General features: G+C 66.3%; 17 protein-coding genes. 12 read left to right on the forward strand and 5 right to left on the reverse strand.

What is annotated here, in order from left to right; translation table 11 throughout:
- Positions 1 to 1,421 precede the first annotated feature (1,421 nt).
- Positions 1,422 to 1,841: a DUF2322 family protein gene (locus ACOJB8_RS10060; RefSeq protein WP_475012409.1), complete on the forward strand. Its 420-nt coding sequence runs from the start codon at positions 1,422 to 1,424 to the stop codon at positions 1,839 to 1,841.
- 49 nt (positions 1,842 to 1,890) lie between these two features.
- Here the strand turns inward: ACOJB8_RS10060 and ACOJB8_RS10065 are convergent, their stop codons facing one another.
- From ACOJB8_RS10065 to ACOJB8_RS10075, 3 genes are all read right to left on the reverse strand, one after another.
- Positions 1,891 to 3,330 (reverse strand): MFS transporter, encoded by a 1,440-nt coding sequence (locus tag ACOJB8_RS10065; protein ID WP_475012345.1) that lies wholly within the window; start codon positions 3,328 to 3,330, stop codon positions 1,891 to 1,893.
- Positions 3,331 to 3,489: 159 nt separating this feature from the next.
- Complete coding sequence (locus ACOJB8_RS10070) at positions 3,490 to 4,641, reverse strand: CaiB/BaiF CoA transferase family protein (protein ID WP_475012347.1); 1,152 nt, start codon at positions 4,639 to 4,641, stop codon at positions 3,490 to 3,492.
- Between the two features lie 16 nt (positions 4,642 to 4,657).
- Positions 4,658 to 5,608 (reverse strand): hydroxymethylglutaryl-CoA lyase, encoded by a 951-nt coding sequence (locus tag ACOJB8_RS10075; RefSeq protein ID WP_475012349.1) that lies wholly within the window; start codon positions 5,606 to 5,608, stop codon positions 4,658 to 4,660.
- Positions 5,609 to 5,735: 127 nt separating this feature from the next.
- Between ACOJB8_RS10075 and ACOJB8_RS10080 the strand changes: the two genes are divergently transcribed.
- Complete coding sequence (locus ACOJB8_RS10080; protein WP_475012351.1) at positions 5,736 to 6,665, forward strand: LysR family transcriptional regulator; 930 nt, start codon at positions 5,736 to 5,738, stop codon at positions 6,663 to 6,665.
- 9 nt (positions 6,666 to 6,674) lie between these two features.
- Here ACOJB8_RS10080 and ACOJB8_RS10085 read toward each other — a convergent pair whose 3' ends face one another.
- Positions 6,675 to 7,622 (reverse strand): LysR substrate-binding domain-containing protein, encoded by a 948-nt coding sequence (locus tag ACOJB8_RS10085; protein WP_475012353.1) that lies wholly within the window; start codon positions 7,620 to 7,622, stop codon positions 6,675 to 6,677.
- Positions 7,623 to 7,813: 191 nt separating this feature from the next.
- Between ACOJB8_RS10085 and ACOJB8_RS10090 the strand changes: the two genes are divergently transcribed.
- The 10 genes from ACOJB8_RS10090 (at position 7,814) to ACOJB8_RS10135 (ending at position 17,021) form a co-directional block, all read left to right on the forward strand.
- Positions 7,814 to 8,881: an ABC transporter substrate-binding protein gene (locus ACOJB8_RS10090; RefSeq protein ID WP_475012355.1), complete on the forward strand. Its 1,068-nt coding sequence runs from the start codon at positions 7,814 to 7,816 to the stop codon at positions 8,879 to 8,881.
- Positions 8,882 to 8,930: 49 nt separating this feature from the next.
- A complete protein-coding gene (locus ACOJB8_RS10095) occupies positions 8,931 to 10,001 on the forward strand; it encodes an ABC transporter ATP-binding protein (RefSeq protein ID WP_475012357.1) in 1,071 nt (356 codons plus the stop codon).
- The gene (locus ACOJB8_RS10100; protein ID WP_133179416.1) at positions 9,988 to 10,860 is read left to right on the forward strand and encodes an ABC transporter permease; all 873 of its coding nucleotides are present in this window, start codon (positions 9,988 to 9,990) and stop codon (positions 10,858 to 10,860) included. The genes ACOJB8_RS10095 and ACOJB8_RS10100 overlap by 14 nt, the downstream gene beginning before the upstream one ends.
- Before the next feature lie 12 nt (positions 10,861 to 10,872).
- Positions 10,873 to 11,670: an ABC transporter permease gene (locus ACOJB8_RS10105; protein ID WP_342921975.1), complete on the forward strand. Its 798-nt coding sequence runs from the start codon at positions 10,873 to 10,875 to the stop codon at positions 11,668 to 11,670.
- Positions 11,667 to 12,809 (forward strand): NAD(P)/FAD-dependent oxidoreductase, encoded by a 1,143-nt coding sequence (locus ACOJB8_RS10110; protein ID WP_475012359.1) that lies wholly within the window; start codon positions 11,667 to 11,669, stop codon positions 12,807 to 12,809. Before ACOJB8_RS10105 ends, ACOJB8_RS10110 begins: the two co-directional genes overlap by 4 nt.
- 7 nt (positions 12,810 to 12,816) lie before the next feature.
- A complete protein-coding gene (locus ACOJB8_RS10115) occupies positions 12,817 to 13,191 on the forward strand; it encodes a (2Fe-2S)-binding protein (RefSeq protein ID WP_475012361.1) in 375 nt (124 codons plus the stop codon).
- The gene (locus tag ACOJB8_RS10120) at positions 13,181 to 14,611 is read left to right on the forward strand and encodes an FAD-dependent oxidoreductase (RefSeq protein ID WP_475012362.1); all 1,431 of its coding nucleotides are present in this window, start codon (positions 13,181 to 13,183) and stop codon (positions 14,609 to 14,611) included. The genes ACOJB8_RS10115 and ACOJB8_RS10120 overlap by 11 nt, the downstream gene beginning before the upstream one ends.
- Positions 14,604 to 15,785, forward strand: coding sequence for an NAD(P)/FAD-dependent oxidoreductase (locus tag ACOJB8_RS10125; RefSeq protein ID WP_475012364.1), 1,182 nt, complete (start codon positions 14,604 to 14,606; stop codon positions 15,783 to 15,785). The genes ACOJB8_RS10120 and ACOJB8_RS10125 overlap by 8 nt, the downstream gene beginning before the upstream one ends.
- Before the next feature lie 55 nt (positions 15,786 to 15,840).
- On the forward strand, positions 15,841 to 16,194 hold the full coding sequence (locus ACOJB8_RS10130) for a RidA family protein (RefSeq protein ID WP_342921980.1): 354 nt from the start codon (positions 15,841 to 15,843) through the stop codon (positions 16,192 to 16,194).
- A 161-nt stretch (positions 16,195 to 16,355) separates the two neighbouring features.
- Positions 16,356 to 17,021 (forward strand): DUF2278 family protein, encoded by a 666-nt coding sequence (locus ACOJB8_RS10135; protein ID WP_368707308.1) that lies wholly within the window; start codon positions 16,356 to 16,358, stop codon positions 17,019 to 17,021.
- Positions 17,022 to 17,084: 63 nt separating this feature from the next.
- Here the strand turns inward: ACOJB8_RS10135 and ACOJB8_RS10140 are convergent, their stop codons facing one another.
- Positions 17,085 to 19,295 (reverse strand): TonB-dependent siderophore receptor, encoded by a 2,211-nt coding sequence (locus ACOJB8_RS10140; RefSeq protein WP_475012366.1) that lies wholly within the window; start codon positions 19,293 to 19,295, stop codon positions 17,085 to 17,087.
- Positions 19,296 to 19,534: the final 239 nt, after the last annotated feature.

Consider the following 19,534-nt stretch of genomic DNA (forward strand, 5'->3'; position numbering starts at 1 on the left):
TCAATGACGGCCGAGGGCGACCTCTGGACAGCGGCTTAGTCAGTCGCTTGTGCAGAATAGTGCAGGGCCTGAACAGGCGTACACGCGGTTGCAGAACGCTCCGCGCAAAACGTTTACGCCGAACGACAAATAGCGCACGGAAAATTCGGTATCGCAGGATAGGCTGTTGCCGGTTTGGGGCGCCTTGTACATCTCGCAGGTACTCGGAGCGGGATGGCACTAGCTTTGCGCTTCCCAGCAAGTGCTCAAACGTAGACCGGGATCCCATCGCGAATTTCAGAAAGTGCAGCCGGGTGTTTCTACTTCAATGAAGGCGAGGTAATCGTCGAAATGAGTTGCGCGACCGCGAGGTGCGTTGCCTCCGGGATGCCCGAGCTCCCGTTTAGTCAACGGCGCCCATCGCATCGGATGCCTGTCATCCCGACGCATCCCGGCCGCCTTCCGCCGGTGTGCGACCGGCTCAGGGTCGATGTGGCTCGCTGCGCCTTCAGTGCAGCGGACTTGCACCGCCCTCCAATCGCGCGGCAGACTCAGAATTTATGACCGGTGATGCAATTCATATGGGAGCGTTAGCTAGCGGCTCGCTTACATTGGCGCCCAACCTCCAAAAAGCTTGATGTCTGGGGACAGTTCATGTCCGTTGCCGACGATACACTCGCGCGCGACCGGATCCGACGTTGATCATTCATTCGAGGCACATTTTGAATGACGAGCCATTGCGGGCCCAGCGCATGTATGACATTGTCGGTGAAATCGCCAATGCACGCGCGTGCGACCGGCATTTTCAGCCGTGACCAACAGCGGATATCGAAGCGCGCATTCGGAGCCATCGGGCATCATGCCCAGGTCGCGTGGTCTGTCGTAAAGCTGACCGAAGGTATGGACGCGCATGTCGCCCACACCTGAGAAGCCACGCTCATGCGCCTCTCGCGAGCGGGTATGCAGGTTGCCACGCTGCACCTGCCACTGCTGGAGCGCTGCCCGCCATCAATTGCATCGGCTTCTCGCCGATCGAGGCCTACGCGACGCAGCGCAGCCGGCTCCAAGCGCATGCTCAGCGCCACTACGCGCACGTGCTCGCGTGCATCCGCCTGGGTGGATCGGCGAGCGCCGCCGCGATGTCACAGGCGCGCGCCGCGCTCGTGAGCTTCACTGCCTTCCTCACGGCGACCGTGTCCATCGTGCCACCCGTCATCGCGGCACTCGAAGCCGATCCGGCGCACTCCGTGGCAACGAACGCGCTCGCGCTGCGCAATCCCTCGGTGGTGAGTTTCCACGACGGCTGCGCGGTGTCGCTGCCGTGCGCGCCGCGCAGCAACGCACCTGGGCTTGAGCGTGGCGGGCCTCGCCGAAAGCGACGCGCACGCTTTGGGCGTGGCCACCGCAATCGAAAGCGTGCTACAGAGCGCCAACGCCGCCTGATGCGCGGCGGTGCCCGCCCCGATCAGCTAAGATACGGCTCCGCAAAAGCCATTTTTCGAACCAACGGAGTGTTTTCAGTGATTCAAGCAATTCAACCGGGCGCCGCCTTCAAGGACAATCTCGCACTGCTGCCGGGCATCGACGGCATCGAGCGCATCGATCTCGTGGACGCTCAGGGCAACATCGCCGCGAGCATCGAAAACAAGCCCGGCAAGCAGGGCTCGCTCGCGGTCTACCACTATCTGCGCGAAGCCTTCGGCACGCTCGACTCCAACGCCGCCGAGCATGGCCTCGCGGTGTTCGCCGAGCACACCGCCGACGCGCGCAACCGTCCGGGCGCACACCCGAACGTCGATCGCCTGCTGGAAATCGCGGCAGGCGGCCCGACGCTGCGCATCGACGTGATCGCCGCAGCCTGAGCGCTGCCCAAGCGGGCGTGCCGGCCGGCACGCCGCTCTCCCTTTCCCCTCACGCCGAAAGCTCTTCGAGCCGCACGCCATTCGTGCGCGGCCCGAAGCCGCCGATCGAAATCATCACCGCGAGCATGCACACGGTGATGCCGGCGAACACACCGCTCACGCCGAAATCGCGCAGCAACGCGGCGATGATGAAGCCCGACATCATCGCGCCAACCCGGCTCGCGGAATAGACGATACCGTTGGCGCTACAACGCACTGCCGTGGGGAAAAGCTCGGCCTGGTAAGCGTGATAGCACACGGATATGGTCTGCCCCGCCAGACTGATCAGGACACCGATCGAAATCAACGCGAGCGGTCCGCGCGCCTGTGAGAACAGCAACCCGAACACGATCACGGCGAACGCCGAGCCGACGATGAGCCACTTGCGCTCGATGCGATCGGCCACTAGCATCGCGAGCAGCGGCCCGCACGGCAGCGCAATGGCGATCACGACCGCATACAGCAGGCTCTTCGTAACGGTCACGCCCTGCCCGATCAGGAGCGTGGGCACCCAGTTCGCGAAGCCGTAGTAGCCCACGGCCTGGCACAGGTTGAACGCGATCAGCATGATGAGGCGCGAGCGATACGGCGGCTTCCAGAGTTCCGCGAGCGATGCGCGCCGGTGCGCGGGCAGCACGAGCGTCGGCGAAGGCTCCGGCAAGGGCTTGCCGCTTTCAATCGCCGCGCGTTGCTCCATCTGCGCGATCACCCGCTCGGCCGCCCCGGTTTGACCGTGCGCGACGAGCCAGCGCGGGCTTTCCGGCACGGCGCGGCGCACGAACCACACGATCGCCGCACCGAGCGAGCCGGCGAGCACGACCCAGCGCCAGCCGTCGAGACCGAGCGGCGCCTGCGGCACGAGCCACCACGAAAGCAACGCCGAAATGGGCGCTGCCGAAAACATGATCGCCTGATTCAGTGCCATGGCGCGCCCGCGCATCTGCTGCGGGACCATTTCCGTGACATAGCTGTCGATGGTGACGATCTCGATGCCCACACCGATGCCGGTGATGAAACGCCACAGGATCAGCCCCTGCGAGGTATGCTGAAACGCCATCGCCACCGAGCCCACCGAATACCAGAGCAGCGAGAAGGTGAAAACGCTTCGTCGTCCGAAGCGGTCGGGCAGCCAGCCGAAGCAGAATGTGCCGATGAACAGACCCGCGAAGGTCGCGGCCACGAAGGCCCCGATGCCGTTGAAGCCGAAGAATGCATGCGTGGTGGTTTGCAGCATGCCGCTTTTTGCCATGCCCGGCGCGATATAGCCCGTGAAGATGAGATCGTAGACCTCGAAGAAGCCGCCCAGCGAGATCAACATGACCAGCATCCAGAGCTGGCGCGTGGCGGGCAAGCGGTCGAGCCGCGCGGAAAGCGCTGCTGCTGCGCGATTGCCTGCGGGTAGGGCCGTGACGGCGTCGAGCGGGACGTCCGCGCCGAGGGTTCGTTGCATGCTTGTCTCCGTGACGACGCCTCGCCGGGCGTCATTCCTGTGAACGCCGGTCCGCAAGCGCGCGGCGCGTGCGAGCTTCAGATGACTCGTGGCACGCGCAACCGTATGGCAGACCGGCGGTGGAACTGCGAACCTGCTGCTATTTCGTCTGCCGTGGGCTCAGGGCGCTGCGTGTGACTTCAGGGCCGCCAGCACCGCTTCGGTATGCTCGCCAACCTTTGCCAGCGGTTGACGCACGCCGGGACGGCGGCCGCCCATCATGAGCGGCAGCAGCACGACTTCGGTCGTGCCGCCGTCGTCGGTCTGCATCGGCACGAGTCCGCCGCTCGCCTTCAGGTGCGGATCATCGAGCAACTGGTCGGGGCGCACGATCGGCGCGTACGGAATGCCGGCCGCTTCGAGACGCGGCATGAGTTCGGCCACTTGCTGCGTGGCGAGCACGGCGCCGAGGCGTTCGAGCAGTTCGGGCCGCACGGCCACGCGCAGGGCGTTGTTCGCGAAGTGCGGCTCGTCGGCGAGCTGCGGGCAGCCGATCACGTCGCACAGCGTCACGAACTGCTTGTCGCTCACCGCGCCGATGAAAAGCTGTTCGCCCTCGGCAAGCGTGAACACGTCGTACACACTCCAGGCCGACACGCGCGAAGGCATGGGCGGCGGCGCTTCGTGCGTCATGGCGTACTGCTGCATGTGCTGCGCGCTCAGGAACACACAATTCTCGAACAACGCGCTCTGCACCTCCTGGCCGCGCCCGGTCGCGTCGCGCTCGCGCAGCGCGGCCAGCACGCCGATCGCGCCGAACATGCCGCCCATGATGTCGTTCACCGACGTCCCCGCGCGCAGCGGGCGCCCCGCAGGTCCAGTCATGTACGAGAGGCCGCCCATCATCTGCACGACTTCGTCGAGCGCGAGACGCTTTTCATAAGGGCCGGGCAAAAAGCCCTTGTGCGAGACGTAAATGAGGCGCGGGTACCGCTGCGAGAGTGTGACGTAATCGAGGCCGAGCTTTTCCATCAAGCCGGGTCGGAAGTTTTCGAGCATCACGTCGCACTCGCCGATCAGCTCGACGGCTGCCGCACGGCCCGACTCGGTGTTGATGTCGAGCACCACGCTCTTCTTGTTGCGGTTGAACGAGCGGAAGAAGCCGATGCCGAGACCGGGCAAGTTGCGCGTCTTGTCGCCGCCGGGGGGTTCGATCTTGATGACTTCGGCGCCCAGGTCCGCGAGGATCATCCCGCAGGTGGGGCCCATGACCATGTGCGTGAATTCGACGACGCGCACGCCTTCGAGCGGCAAACGGTTTTGCGTATTCATAAGGATCTCAAACTAGTCAGGCATGGTGCGCAATTGCGCCAAAGGTCTTCGGCAGACCGGCGCGCCAGAGCGTGCCGTGCAGCGTTTCGCCCGCCAGCCACTGGGCCACGCGCGCGCGCAGCGCCAGCAGCCGTTCGATGTCGATGCCGGTGTCGATGCCCATGTCGGCGAGCATGAACGCGAGGTCTTCACTCGATGCATTGCCGCTCGCGCCAGGCGCATGTGGACAGCCACCGATGCCGCCGAGCGTGGCGTCGAAGCGCGTGACGCCCGCCTCCAGCGCCGCATAGACGTTGGCGAGCGCGAGGCCGCGCGTGTCGTGAAAGTGCGCGCAGCACAGCCGCTCGCCCGCGATCTCGCGCGCGGCTTCGAAGAGTTCCCGCACGGCTGCGGGGTTCGCGTAGCCCACGGTGTCGGCGAGGCTCACGCGGTCCGCGCCCGCGTCGAGCAGCGCCTGCATGCAGCGCAGCACCTCGGCGGGCTCGACGCGCCCTTGTAGCGTGCAGCCGAACGCCGTGCCGATGCCGCCTTCGATCAGCGTCTTCGCGCCGCTGGCGTCCCGCGCGGCGCGGATGCGCGCCACTTCGGCCACGACTTCATCGGGCGTCTTGCGCAGATTCGCGAGGGTATGCGCCTCACTCGCGGAAAGGGGCACGAGCAGCAGGTCCGCCTGCGCCTCCAGCGCGCGCTCGGCGCCTTTCAGGTTCGGCACGAGCACCGAGACGAAGAGGTCCGGCAGCGTCTTTGCGTAAGCGACGAGCTCCGCCGTATCCGCGAGTTGCGGCAGGAGGCGCGCAGGGACGAACGAACCCACCTCGATCTCGCGCTGGCCGGCTTCGTGCGCGGCGCGGATCCATTCGATCTTGTGTTCGGTGGGCAGCGCCGTCTGGATGCTCTGCAGGCCGTCGCGCAGGCCGACTTCGCGTATCACGGCACGCGTCTGGGCCCACTGAGGTAATGGGGGCATGAAAGTGTCTCCGTTTTTGTCTCCAGCGATGTGCTAACTTTAGGCATTCCGCAAAATACATAAAGCGGTATTTTGGAAGCTTCAAGATTCCAATACGGAAACACAAAAAACGCAGCAAGGAGACACCGTGCACGACATCGACCTCAAGACCCTGCGCCTTCTCGTGAGCGTGTGCGAGCACGGCAACATGGGGCGCGCCGCGCGCGAGGAGCACATCGAGCCTTCCGCCATCAGCAAGCGCATCGCCCGGCTTGAAAGCGAATTCGGCGTGCCGTTGCTCACGCGCTCGCGCCGTGGCGTGCAGCCCACCGCGGCGGGCCTGGCGCTGCTCGAGCATGCGCGCAGCGTGATTTTCACGCTCGAGCGCGCGGCCAGCGACGTCGCCGCGCTCGGCAGCGGCCTCTCGGGCAGCGTGAGCGTGTGCGCCTCGGCGTCCGCGATCGCCGAGGCCCTGCTCGACGATCTCGCGTCGTTCATGCGCCTGCCCGAGTACAAGAACATCCGCGTGAACGTGGAAGAGCGCACCTCGCACGAACTCGTGGAGCGCGTGCGCGATGGCGCGGCCTCGCTAGGCGTGTGCTGGGACAACGTGGAACTCGGGGGACTGCAATCGCGTCCCTGGCGCGAAGACCGGCTCGTGCTCGCCGTGCATCCCGAACACCCGCTCGCGAAACGCCGCACCATCGCCTTCGAGGACACGCTCGATTACGAGCACGTAGGCCTGCCGACCTCCACGGCCGTGCATACGATGCTGCGGCAGTCGGCGGCGCGCAGCGGGCGCACGGTCGCCTATCGCGCGGTAGTGTCGACGCTCGATGCGGCGTTTCGCGTGGTGGCCGCCAACCTCGGCATCAGCGTCGTGCCCCAGGAGGTGAGCAACACCTACCGGCGCATCCTGGACGTGCACACCATTCCCCTCACCGACGCCTGGGCCCGGCGGCGTTTCATCGTCTGCTTTCGTGCGTTCGACACGCTTCAGCCGGCGGCGCAGCGCATGGTCGAGCATCTCGTGGAGCACGCGGCGCAGAAGAAGCGCGGCGCGAAAAGCGACGCCTGATCGCGCGCCTCAAGCTGCCGCTTTCTTCGCGCGTTTGCGCGCGGGCTCGCGATCGGCGGTTTTCATCTGCGCAATCAAACCGTCGTGGTGTTCGCGCAGCACCTCGACGAATTCGGCCACGAGACGCTCGCGCGGCCGGTTCGGCGGAAACAGCAGGTACGTGGGGAACAGCACCGCCGGCGAGAACGGCCGGATCGCGATGTCCGGCCCCGCGAAATCGCGCGCGACGATGGGATGCGCGAGCGTCACGCCCATGCCGCAGCGGACCATCTCGCAGCAGATCGCCGTGTACTGCGCCTCGATGGCGAGCACGCGCTCCACGCCTGCGCGCTGGAACACTTCGTCCATTTGCGTGCGCGTGCCGTCGCCGTGGCACAGCGAGATGAACGATTCCCCTTCCAGATCGGCGGGCCGGATCATGGCCTTCTTCGCGAGCGCATGCGAAGCCGGCATCACGCAGACGGCCGCGACCTTCGAAAGCAGTTCGACCTCGCAGTTCGACGCTTCGCTGATGTACACCGCCACGCCAAGGTCGCAGAACTGCGAACCGGTCCAGTGGTTCACCGTGCCCGACGTATTCACGTGCAGCGAGACCGTCACGCCCGGAAAGAGGCGGCGAAACTTGTCGATGGCGTGTGGCACGAGCGTGAGCCCCGCGGAAGGCATGGCGGCGATGCGCAAACGCCCGCTGCCGAGATTGCGGATTTGCGCGGCGGCGGTACTGAGTCCCTGCAGGCCCACATACGCGCGCTCGACTTCGCGAAAGAACGCATTGCCCTCGCTCGTGGGAATCAGGCGGATGCCCACGCGCTGAAACAGCGTAAGCCCGGTCTCGCGCTCCAGTTGCCCGATCAGGCGGCTCACGTTGGGCTGGGAGGTGTAGAGCGCCTTCGCGGCGGCCGTCATCGAGCCTGACACCATCACTGCGCGAAACGCCTCGACGTGCTTCAGATCCAAGGTGGCTTCTCCTGGGCTTAACCCTGATTTGAGCCTGGTCCATGCGCCAGGGCCTAACCCTGGTCCATATCATTCCCGTATAGGTTGGCATTTTATTCGTATTGGACGATATGGTCAGCCCGGCACAGACTGCGATGCATCGGCGCACTGTCCGGTTCGCCGCTCCCCACATTCGAATGGAGATCGTCGTCATGAAAGCCGCGATGCGCCGTCGTTCAACCTTCCCTCCCAAAGCCGCATTCGTCGCACTCGCCGTCGCCGGCACGCTCGCCGCGGCCACGCTCGCCCAGGCCGAAACCACGCTGTATGTCGCCAACGTCGGCGGCTCCAACGAGCAGCTCTATCGTCAGAAGATCATCCCGGCGTTCGAAAAGGCGCATGACGTCAAGATCGTGTACGTAGCGGGCAATTCGAGCGACACGCTCGCCAAGCTCCAGGCGCAAAAGGGCCACGAGCAGATCAACGTCGCCGTGATGGACGACGGCCCGATGTATCAGGCGATGCAACTCGGCCTGTGCGGCAAGCTCGACGACGCCCCGCTCATGAAGGACCTCTATCCGCTCGCGCACATCGGCCCGACCGCCGTGGGCGTGGGCATGGTGGCGACCGGCATCGGCTATAACGAACAGGCGTTCAAAAAGCTCGGCCTGCCCGCGCCCGATTCGTGGAAGTCGCTCGAAGACGCGCGCGTGAAGGGCAAGCTCGGCGTGCCGCCCATCACCAACACTTACGGCCTGCATACGCTCGTGATGCTCGCGCGCCTGAACGGCGGCGGCGAGAAGGACATCGACCCCGGCTTCAAGGCCATGACGAAGCAGGTCGCGCCCAACGTGCTTTCGTGGGCACCCACGCCCGGCGAAATGGACGGCCTCATGCAGTCCGGCGACGTGATCATCGCGCCTTACGGCAGCGGCCGCGCGGTGGCACTGCAAAACACCGGCTTCCCGCTCAAGTTCATCTACCCGAAGGAAGGCGGCGTGGCGCTGCAGGTGGCCGCGTGCTCCGTCGCCCAAAACGCGCAGCCGCAGCTCTCGCAGCAGTTCATCCAGTTCCTGCTGAGCCCCGAAGTGCAGGCGCAGCAGGCGGCGGACATCGGCCTCGGCCCCGTCAACAAGACCGTCAGGCTCACGCCGGAAGTGGCCGCGCGCGTGCCGTACGGTCCTGACCAGATCGCGAAGCTCACGGCGATGGACTGGAGCACCATCAACGAGCATCGCACCGAGTGGACCGAGCGCTGGAACCGTTCGGTCGAGCGCTGATGCGCGCGCTCCTCGCCCCGCACCCAACGCACAACGAGGACCGACGCTCATGAGCTTCCTCACCCTGCAAGGCATCTCGAAGCGCTACGGCGACTTCACGGCGATCGAGCAGCTCGACCTCACGGTCGAGCGCGGCGAGTTTCTCTCACTGCTCGGTCCCTCGGGTTGCGGCAAGACGACGACACTGCAGATGATCGCGGGCTTCGTCACGCCGAGCACGGGCCGCATCATGCTCGACGGCCGCGACATCACCCACGAGCGGCCGGAGAAGCGCGGCATCGGCGTGGTGTTTCAAAGCTATGCGCTCTTTCCGCACATGACCGTGGCCGGTAACGTGGGCTTCGGTCTGGAGATGCGCAAGATGAAGCGCGCGCAACGCGCGGAGCGCATCGCCGAGGCGCTGGAACTTGTGCGTCTGCGCGGGCTCGACGCGCGCTACCCAAAGGAGCTTTCGGGCGGCCAGCGCCAGCGCGTGGCGATCGCCCGCGCGCTGGCCATGCAGCCCGAACTCCTGCTGCTCGACGAGCCGATGTCGAATCTCGACGCCAAGCTGCGCGAAGAGATGCATATCGAACTGCGCGCGATCCAGAAACGCCTTGGCATCACGACCCTGCTCGTCACGCACGACCAGGTGGAGGCGATGACGATGAGCGACCGCATCGCCGTGATGCACCGCGGCACCATCGCGCAGCTGAGCACGCCGTTCGATGCCTACGAGCGCCCGGCCACGCCCTTCGCTTCCACCTTCCTTGGCCGCACCAATACGTTCGAGGGCGAAGTGCTGCGCCGCAATCCGCGTTGCGCCGAGGTCGAGGTAGGCGGGACGATGCTCCACGTGCCGCACGAAGGCCGCGAGGTGGCGGGTGCCGTGAACGTGTACATCCGCCCTGAAAAAGTGCATCTGGCCAACGGCGACGCGCGCCTCACGGGGCGCGTGACGACACGCGTGTTCGTGGGCAACCAGTGGCTGCTCGCCGTGGAAACCCCGCTCGGCAAGCTGCATGTCGCCCAGCCCAACCACGGCGCGCCGCCGCCCGAGGAAGGCCACGAAGTGGGCCTCGCCTGGACCGACGACGATCTGCGCGTGCTCACGCGGGAGGGCACCCATGGCGACGCTTGACGACTCGCGCGCGGGCGCCGCGCCGTGGCTGCTCTCCGCGCCCGCGCTGCTGCTTTTTCTCGCGCTGCTGCTGGTGCCGCTCCTGCTCACCTTCGTGCTCTCGTTTCATGTGTTCAGCGACATCGCGGGTGTGCAACGCGGCTGGACCGCCACCAATTACCTTGAGGTCCTGAGCGATCCCTACTACGGCGAAATCTTCCTGCGTACGGCCGGACTCGCGTTCGCCGTCACGCTGCTATCCATCGTGCTGGGGGTGCCCGAAACGCTGGTGCTCGCGCGCATGCGCAGGCCCTGGCAATCGGTTTGCCTGCTGATCGTGCTCGGCCCGCTGCTGATCTCGGTGGTGGTGCGCACGCTCGGCTGGCAAATCCTGCTGGGCAATAACGGGGTGCTCAACAACGCGCTGCAGGCACTGCATATCACCGACGAACCCATTCGTCTCGTCTTCACCATGACGGGCACCATCATCGCGCTCACGCACGTACTCGTGCCGTTCATGGTGATGTCGGTCTGGGCGACGCTGCAAAAGCTCGACCCGCAGGTGGAATGGGCCGGGCGCTCGCTCGGCGCCTCACCGCTGCGCGTGTTCCGCCGCGTGATCCTGCCGCAGATCATGCCGGGCGTGCTCTCGGGCTCGATCATCGTGTTCGCGCTTTCGGCCTCCGCGTTCGCCACGCCCGCGCTGATCGGCGGACGACGCCTGAAGGTCGTCGCCACGGCCGCCTACGACGAGTTCCTCGGCACCCTGAACTGGCCGCTGGGCGCAAGCATTGCCGTGCTGCTGCTGATCGCCAACGTGGCGATCGTGATGGGCTGCAGCCGTCTCGCCGAACGCCGTTTCAAGCATATCTTCGACTGAAGGGGCCCCGCCATGAAACGCAACGGATTCCTCGGGCTCGCGTTCAACGCGCTCTTTCTGACCTTCATGCTCGCGCCGATCGTCGTGGTGCTGCTCGTGGCCTTCACGGACAAGGGCTATATCTCGATGCCGTTCGACGGCGCTTCGCTGCGCTGGTTCCGCGCGATCTGGCAAAACGGCGACATCGTCTCGGCGTTCTGGCTCTCCGTGCGCCTTGCGTTCGCCGCCGCCACCATCGGCGTGGCGCTCGCGGTGCCCGCCGCGCTCGCCATCGCACGCTACCGCTTTGCAGGCCGCGGCGCGCTGGTGAGCTTCTTCCTCTCGCCGATGATGATTCCTGCCGTCGTGCTTGGCATCGCGTTCCTGCGCTTTCTCTCGCTGCTCAACCTGAACGGGTCGTTCTGGGCGCTCGTCGCCGCGCACGTGGTGATCGTGCTGCCGTATGCACTGCGTCTCGCGCTTTCTTCGGCAGTCGGCCTCGATCGCGACGCCGAGCGCGCGGCGCTTTCCTGTGGCGCGAGCCGCTTCACGGCATTCCGCCGCGTGGTGCTGCCGATGATCCGCACGGGCGTGGCGGGCGGCTGGGTGCTGTCGTTCATCCAGAGCTTCGACGAGCTCACCATGACCATCTTCGTCGCGACGCCCGGCACCACCACGCTGCCCGTCGCGATGTACAACCAGATCGCGCAGACGATCGATCCGCTCGTCACCTCGGTGTCGGCGGTGCTGATCGTCGGCACGATCCTGCTGATGCTGCTGCTCGACCGCATGGTTGGGCTAGACCGCATCCTGATCGGAGAAGCCCGATGACACAGAACTCCCCCGCGAGCCCCGACGTGCTCGTGATCGGCGGCGGCCTCGTCGGCTCCGCCGTGGCCTACGGGCTCGCCCGCGAAGGCGCGCGCGTGACCGTGCTCGACGAGGACGACGGCGGCTTTCGCGCCTCGCGCGGCAACTTCGGCCTCGTCTGGATTCAGGGCAAGGGCTACGGGCTTTCGCCCTACGCGCGCTGGTCGCGCAGTTCGGCGCAGCGCTGGCCGCTGCTCGCGCAAAGCCTCGCCGACGAGGCGCGCGTGGACGTCGCGCTGCGCCAGCCTGGCGGCTTTCACATCTGCTTCTCGGTCGAAGAACTCACCGAGCGCCATAAACGGCTCTCCACCTTGCAGGCCGAGATCGGCGATTATCCGTTCGAACTGCTAAATCATGCAGATCTGCGCGAACGGCTGCCCGGCATCGGACCCGCGGTCGTCGGCGCGAGCTATACGCCGATGGATGGCCACGTCAACCCGCTCAAGCTGCTGCGCGCACTGCATGTCGCGATGCAGCGGCGCGGCGTACGGTTCGTCTCGGGCGAGCGCGCCGAGCGTATCGTCGCCGGGCCGGGTGGATTCAGCGTGCAAGGCCGGCGTGGCGTGTACCACGCTGCGCGCGTCGTGCTCGCGGCCGGCCTCGGCAATCGCGTGCTCGCCCCGCACGTGGGCCTGAATGCGCCCGTCGCGCCCAATCGCGGCCAGGTGCTCGTGAGCGAGCGCGTCGCGCCGTTTCTGCGCTACCCGACCATCAACGTGCGGCAGACCGACGAAGGCACGGTGCAGTTCGGCGACTCGATGGAAGAAGCCGGCTTCGACGACTTCACCACCACACCGATCCTGCGCCAGATCGCGGCGCGCGGCGTACGTGCGTTTCCGATGCTCGCCCATGTGCGGCTCGTGCGCATGTGGGCCGCGCTGCGCGTGTACAGCCCCGATGGCTTTCCGATCTACGACCAGTCCGAGGCGCATCCGGGCGCCTTCGTCGTCACCTGCCATAGCGGCGTGACGCTCGCCGCGGCCCACGCGCTGCGCATCGCGCCCTGGATCACGGGTGGCCCGATGCCCGCCGAACTGCCCGCTTTCTCCGCACGCCGCTTCGCGACCGACGCGGCTGCCGAACCGATCCTCGCTCACTAATCCCGCCATGACAGCCCAATCTACCCAGGCGCCCGCGCCGCTGTTCAAGACGCTCTCCGACGCCGAAACGCGCGTCGATATCTCGTTCAACGGCCAGCCGCTGTCCGTGCCTGCCGACCGCTCCGTCGCCGCCGCGCTGCTCGCCGCGGGCGTATCGCGCTTTCGCGCGACGCCCGTTTCGGGTGCGCCGCGCGCGCCGTTCTGCATGATGGGCGCATGTTTCGAATGCCTCGTGGAGATAGACGGCGTGCCGAGCCGCCAGAGCTGCATGGTGCCCGTGCGCGCGGGCATGCAGATCCGTTCACAGGAAGGCGCGCGCGACCTGCCGCCCGAACCCGGCACGCATGCCGGCACGCTCGAGGAGAACGCTCATGCCCGGTGATTATCAAGGCGATGCCAAAGCCGATTTCAATGCGCAAGCCGTCGATGTCGTCGTGGTCGGCGCGGGTCCCGCCGGGATGAGCGCGGCCACCCGTTCGGCGCGTGCCGGACTCTCAGTGGTCCTGATCGACGAGCAGGACGCCGTGGGCGGCCAGATCTATCGCGCGATAGGCCGCGCCGACGCACGCCGCAAGGCGATACTCGGACCCGACTACGCGGCAGGCGACACCATCGTCCAGGCGTTCGCGCATTCCGGCGCGCGCCATGTCGCCCATGCCAGCGTTTGGCAGGTCACGCGCGAGCATGCCGTTCATTACCTCAAGGACGGCAAGGTCGGCAGCTTCCAGGCAAAGCGCGTGATTCTCGCGAGCGGCGCGCTGGAGCGGCCGTTTCCCATTCCGGGCTGGACCCTGCCCGGCGTGCTCACGGCGGGCGCCGCGCAAATCCTGCTCAAGAGCGCGGGCGAAGTGCCCGCCTCGCCACCCGTGCTCGTGGGCTGCGGGCCGCTGCTCTACCTGCTCGGCTGGCAATACGTCCGGGCAGGCGTGCCGATTCGCGCGCTCGTCGACACCACGCGCCACGAAGACCGCTGGCGCGCGAAACGCCACCTGCTTGCCGCGCTGCGCTCGTGGCCGTTCCTGAGCAAGGGCCTGCACCTGATCCGCACGCTGCGCGAGGCCAGGGTGCCCATTTTCGAATCCGCCGACGACCTCGCCGTGGAAGGCCGTCAGGGCAGCGACGGCGTGCAGCGCGCGGCAGCGCTCACGTTCACGTCGCAAGGCCGCGCGCACCGCATCGAAGCCGAGGTGATCCTGCTGCACCAGGGCGTGGTGCCCAACACGCAGTTCACGCAGGCGCTGCGCGCCACGCATCGCTGGGACAACGGGCAGCTTTGCTTCACACCGCAAACGGATGCATGGGGCGAACTCGACGTGCCCGGCATCTTCGTGGCGGGCGACGGCGCGGGCATCGGCGGCGCCCAGGCCGCGGCGCAACAGGGTGTACTCGCGGCGCTCGCCGCCGCCGCACAGCTAGGCTCGATCGATGCCGCCGCGCGCGATCGCGAGGCGGGCCCCCATCGCGCGGAACTCGAGCGCGTAATGCGCATCCGTCCGTTCCTCGACAGCCTCTACCGCCCGCGCGATGCGAACCGCATCCCCGCCGACAGCACCATCGTCTGCCGATGCGAAGAAGTGACGGCGGGCGAGTTGCGCGGCTTCGTCGGCCTCGGCTGCCTCGGCCCGAACCAGGCGAAGTCGTTCGGCCGCTGCGGCATGGGGCCGTGCCAGGGCCGCATGTGCGGCCTCACCGTGACCGAAGTGATCGCCGAGGCGCGCAGGGTGCCGCCAGCCGAGGTGGGCTACTACCGCATCCGCCCGCCGATCAAACCGCTCACGCTCGGAGAACTCGCCGGTGAATGACGTCCGAACTCCCCCTGCGAGCGCCCTGCAGGAAGCGGACGTGCTCGTGATCGGCGGCGGCCTGCACGGTTCGAGCAGCGCCTTTCACATGGCGCGGCGCGGCGCAAGCGTGATCGTGCTCGAAGCCGACTACGTGGGCCGCCATTCGTCGGGCGTCAACGCGGGCGGCGTGCGCACGCTCGGCCGCCCGCTCCCCGAGATCCCGCTCGCCCTCATGTCGCGCGAAGTCTGGCACACGCTGCCCGACACCATCGGCCACGACGGCGGTTTCGTTCCCTCTGGACAACTGAAGATTGCCGAGACCGAGGCCGAACTGGAGGAGTGCCGCGAGCGCGTCGCGCTGCTCGAAGCGCACGGCTTCACGCACGAAAAGCTGATCGACCGCGAGACGGTGCTCGAACTCGAACCGGCACTGGCGAAGCACGTGACGGGCGGCATCTGGGTCGAACGCGACGGCTATGCGCTGCCCTTTCGCACCACCACGGCGTTTCGCCTCGCCGCGCAAAAGCACGGCGCGCGCTTTCACGAAGGCACGGCGGTCACGCACATCGAGCCGCGCGGCGAGCGCTGGATCGCGCAAACCCCGCGCGGCACCTTTGCCGCGCGCAAGCTGCTCGTCACGGCGGGCGCGTGGTCGGGCGAACTGGCGCGCCAGGCGGGCGAGCCGGTGCCCGTGCACCCCGAAGGGCTCATGCTGATGGTCACGCACCGCGTGGCGCCGTTCTGCCGCGCGACGCTCGGCGCAACGGGCCGGCCGCTCTCGTTCAAGCAGTTCGACAACGGCACGGTGGTGATCGGCGGCAAGCTGATCGGCATCGCGGATCTGCCGGGGCGGCACGGCGAAGTCGATTTCATGCGGCTCGTGAAAAGCGCGCAGACCGTCGTCGATCTGTTTCCGCATCTGCGCCATCTGGGCGTGAACCGCGCATGGGCCGGCGTGGAAGCGTTCACGGCCGACTCGCTGCCGATCATCTCGGCGAGCCGGCGCGCCGCGAATCTCTACTACTCGTTCGGCTATTGCGGCAGCGGCTTTCAACTCGGGCCCGCGTGCGGGCGCCTCGTTTCCGAACTCGTGCTCGACGGCGCGCCTTCGCTTTCGCTCGATGCGTTCGCGATCGACCGCTTCGAGCGCGCCGCGGTGCAAGCGCCGCTGGCCGGCATTGCCGCGCACTGACGCCATCGATTTCCTCACCCTGTCTCGCCATTGCGGCGAAGGAGCTTGCAGACACATGAACGATATCGTTCGTATCGAAACCAGTCAGCGCATGAGCCGCGTCGTGAAGGCCGCCGGACTCGTGTTCGTGGGCGGCCAAACATCCGCCGATCCGTCGCCCGACGTGAAGATCCAGACCGCCGCCGTGCTCGCGAAAATCGACGGCTTTCTCGCCAAGGCCGGCATCGACAAGACCCGGCTCGTCTCCGCGCAGGTCTGGCTCGCCGATATCGCGCGCGACTTCGCGGGCATGAACGAAGTGTGGGACGCATGGGTGCCCGAAGCTTGCGCGCCCACGCGCGCGACAGTGCAGGCGCAGCTGGCGTCGCCGCAACTGCTCGTGGAAATCGCGGTCGTGGCGCTGGGTTAAGCACCGCGCATGAGGGCTGCCGGCGCTGCCGTGAAAGCGCGTCGACAGCCACAGTCGAACAACCGTAAAGCGATGGGCACGGCATCGCGCGCACGCTGTGAGCGCAAGTTCACGTTCGCGCGGCACAATGGCGGACCCACCCGAACTTAGAGGAGCGCGCGATGGCCCTTCCTTACGGTTACGTCAAGGCGAAGATTGTTTCCGCACCGCAGTTGAAGGCCACGCGGCGGCCACACGAAGTCCAGTACCACCTGCACTTCGGCGTGACGGTCGATGGCGCGCGCTGGGACATCGCCGTGAACGTGGGCACCACGGACGCGGACGACCTGCTCAAGTACAAGCTCGTGTTCGACTTCAACCACAACGTGCTCTCCACGCTCGAGGGCGCGGCCGAAGGCTCGACCGATCTTACGGGCACCGACGCGCTGCCGGCCATCGACTTCGAGCGCAGCGACTTCCTCGCCAATACGGGCGCATGGCGCAACAGCGATGTAATGGACGGCTCCGATCAGGTAGAGCCCGTCGCCTCGCTGCAGCGCCTGCTGTTGCGCGCGCAACAATCGTCGCTCGATGTCTACGTGTTTGGCCGCTTCTACAGCGAAGGCGACGGCATCCACGACGTCCACATGAACCAGGGTTCGAAGGGCGAGTTCATCCACAAGGCCGGCAACGACGCGAACGACCACAACGATATCTGGCAGGACGGCGCGCTGCTCGTGGATCTGGGCGACCCGGAATGGGCCTTGTATGTGGCGGCGTTCGATCAGCAATACGTGCCCACCGACAATCTCGGCAACCCCACGCCGGATTCGCAGCCGATTTCGTAAACGGCGCGTGGGCGCATGCCGGAATCCCGCCATGCGCCCGGCCGTTGAAACGGATCGACTCGTTTAGAAGTCGATCTTCGCGTTGAGGCTGACCGTGCGCGGATCGCCCGGCGCGATGTAATCGGAGTACTGGAACATCCAGTAACGTCGATTCGTGATGTTGTCGATGGCCGCGCGCAGCGTCACGTCGTGGCCGCCAATGCGCGTGAAGTAGTTCGCGCCCACGTTCACGACCATATAGCCGCCCGTTTCCAGATTGTTTGCCGGACGCACCTGGGTGCTGCCCGTGAACTTCGCGTCCGCGGCCAGCTGCAGGCCCTGCACATAAGGCACGTCGTAAGTCACGCGGCCCGCGGCGACGAAGGTCGGCGCGCCGGCCACGCGATTGCCGTTGTACGACTGGCCCTTCGCGTACCACGTATCGAGCAGCGTGACGCTGCCTGCCACCTGCCAGCTTCGGCCCAGCCGCACACTGCCGGCCGCCTCGACGCCTTCGTAGATCGAATTGCCGTCCTGCACGTAGACGTTGTCGGCGTTCGCATAGGCCGCGCCGCGCTCGATGCGGAACAGGGCCGCCGTGGCGCTCCAGCGCTCGTGTTCGCTCTTGATGCCGATTTCATACTGGCGCGAGCGCAGCGGACGCAGCATCGCCCCGCCGTTCGCGTAGATGCTGTCCACGATCGCGCCCTGCTCCAGCGCCTCGACGTAGCTCGCGTACAGCGTCGTGTTCGGCTCGAGCTTGTACATGAGCGCGAAGGTCGGCGTGAGCACGCCGTTCTGGCTGTACTGGGAGGTCTTTTCGCCCGTGGTTGCGTAGTTGTTCTGACTATAGTTCGTGTAACGCAGGCCGGCGAGCACCGACCAGCGGCTCGTGATCTGCATCGTGTCGCTCACGAACGCCGACGCCTGTGTGATGTCGCTCGTGCGGTAGGTTTCGAGCCCGCCGCCCGAATAGAAGCGCCACGGGTTGGGCTGATACAGATTGCCGTTGCCGAGCACCGTATAAATCGAGTTCAACGCGTAGTTGTTGGTCTGGTGCTGGTACGCGCCGCCAATCACGAGTTGATGCGTGAACGGCCCGGTCTTGACCTTGCCCTCGAACATGCCCTGCCAGTAGATGTCCTGGTGGGCTTCGTCGCCATTCCAGCGCGCGTCGGTGTAGTCGCCTTGCTGGTTGAGCAGCGTGAGCGTGCTCTCGTTGCGGTCGCGCGCCGACTTGCTGTAGCTGCCCGAGGTCGCGAACGACCAGTCGGGCGTGAGCTGGTAACGCACGCCCGCCGTGTAGAGCTGCAGGTTGGTGTTGATGTGCTGGTCGGTACCGCCGAGCAGGTTGCTGCCGCCGCTGATCACCGCGGGCAGGCTCGACGCCGTGTAGCTGCCTGTGTAGATCGCGGGCGTCTGGCCGCTGGAGCGGATCGTCTGGTAGAGCGCGTTGAACCACACCTGCAGGTCGCGCGTGAGCTGGCCGTCGAGCGCGAGCGAAACCGAGTTGCGGTTGATATCGCCGGCGTTATAGGTCTTGCCCGCTTCCTTCGTGTAGTTCAGGCGCGCGCCGAACATGTCGTCCGGGCCGAAGCGCCGGCTCAGGTCGACGTGCGTGCTCAGCACGCCGTCCATGCGATAACCCACGTCGAGGCTCGTGACGGGGTCCTTCTCCGGCCGCTTCGTCACGTAGTTGACGAGGCCGCCCGGCTGCGCGAAGCCGTACATGAAGCCGCCCAGGCCCTTGAGCAGTTCCACGCGCTCGAGTTGCTCGTAGGGCATGGTGATGCCGTACGAAATGAACGGATTGCCGTCGATGCGAAAGCCGTTCTGCCAGTCCATGGGCAGGCCGCGAATCGTGATGTAGGTGGCCCACGCGTTATAGGCGTTGCTGTTGTTGGTGACCGAGGCGTCGCCGGCAAACACGTCGCCGAGCTTGTAGACCTGGCGCTCGGCCAGATTCTCGCCCGTCACGACGGTGGTCGAGAACGGCGTGTCGAGCTGCGAGCGCGTGCCGAGCGCGCCGCTGTTCACCGGCGTGCTCAGGTTCAGCGGCGAATCGGCGACCTGGCTCGCACTCACCTTCACGGCGGGCAGCGCCTGGTCCTTGCCGGCCGTACCGGAGGCGGCGGCGGCCTGAGGCGCCTTTGGGGTTGCGCTCGTCGCGCCGCTGTCCTGCGTCGACGTTTGGGCAACAGCGGCTTGAGCCGCCGCGAAAGTAAGCCAGGCCGCAATATGCAACGGCCGCGGCAGCGTGCGTCGCGCTTGTCGCGCGTGTTCTCGGTTGTTCATGTCGTTTTCGAAGGGTCGTCTCGCCAGTGCTTGCCAGGATACTTCAATGAGAAGCATTCTCATTTTCACTGGCGGGCGATATTAACAAACCCTTACGACTTTTCCTAGAACCCGCGGCTCATTCGTCAGATTTGATGGATTCCCTCGAAATACTGCTCAAAACGGACTCAAAGCGACCAGATAGTGTCTATTTTGCGCAAGAATCACTGGAAATCGTCTGGATTGGACAGCCGGACGAA

It is taken from the genome of Paraburkholderia sp. BR10141 (assembly GCF_056155635.1).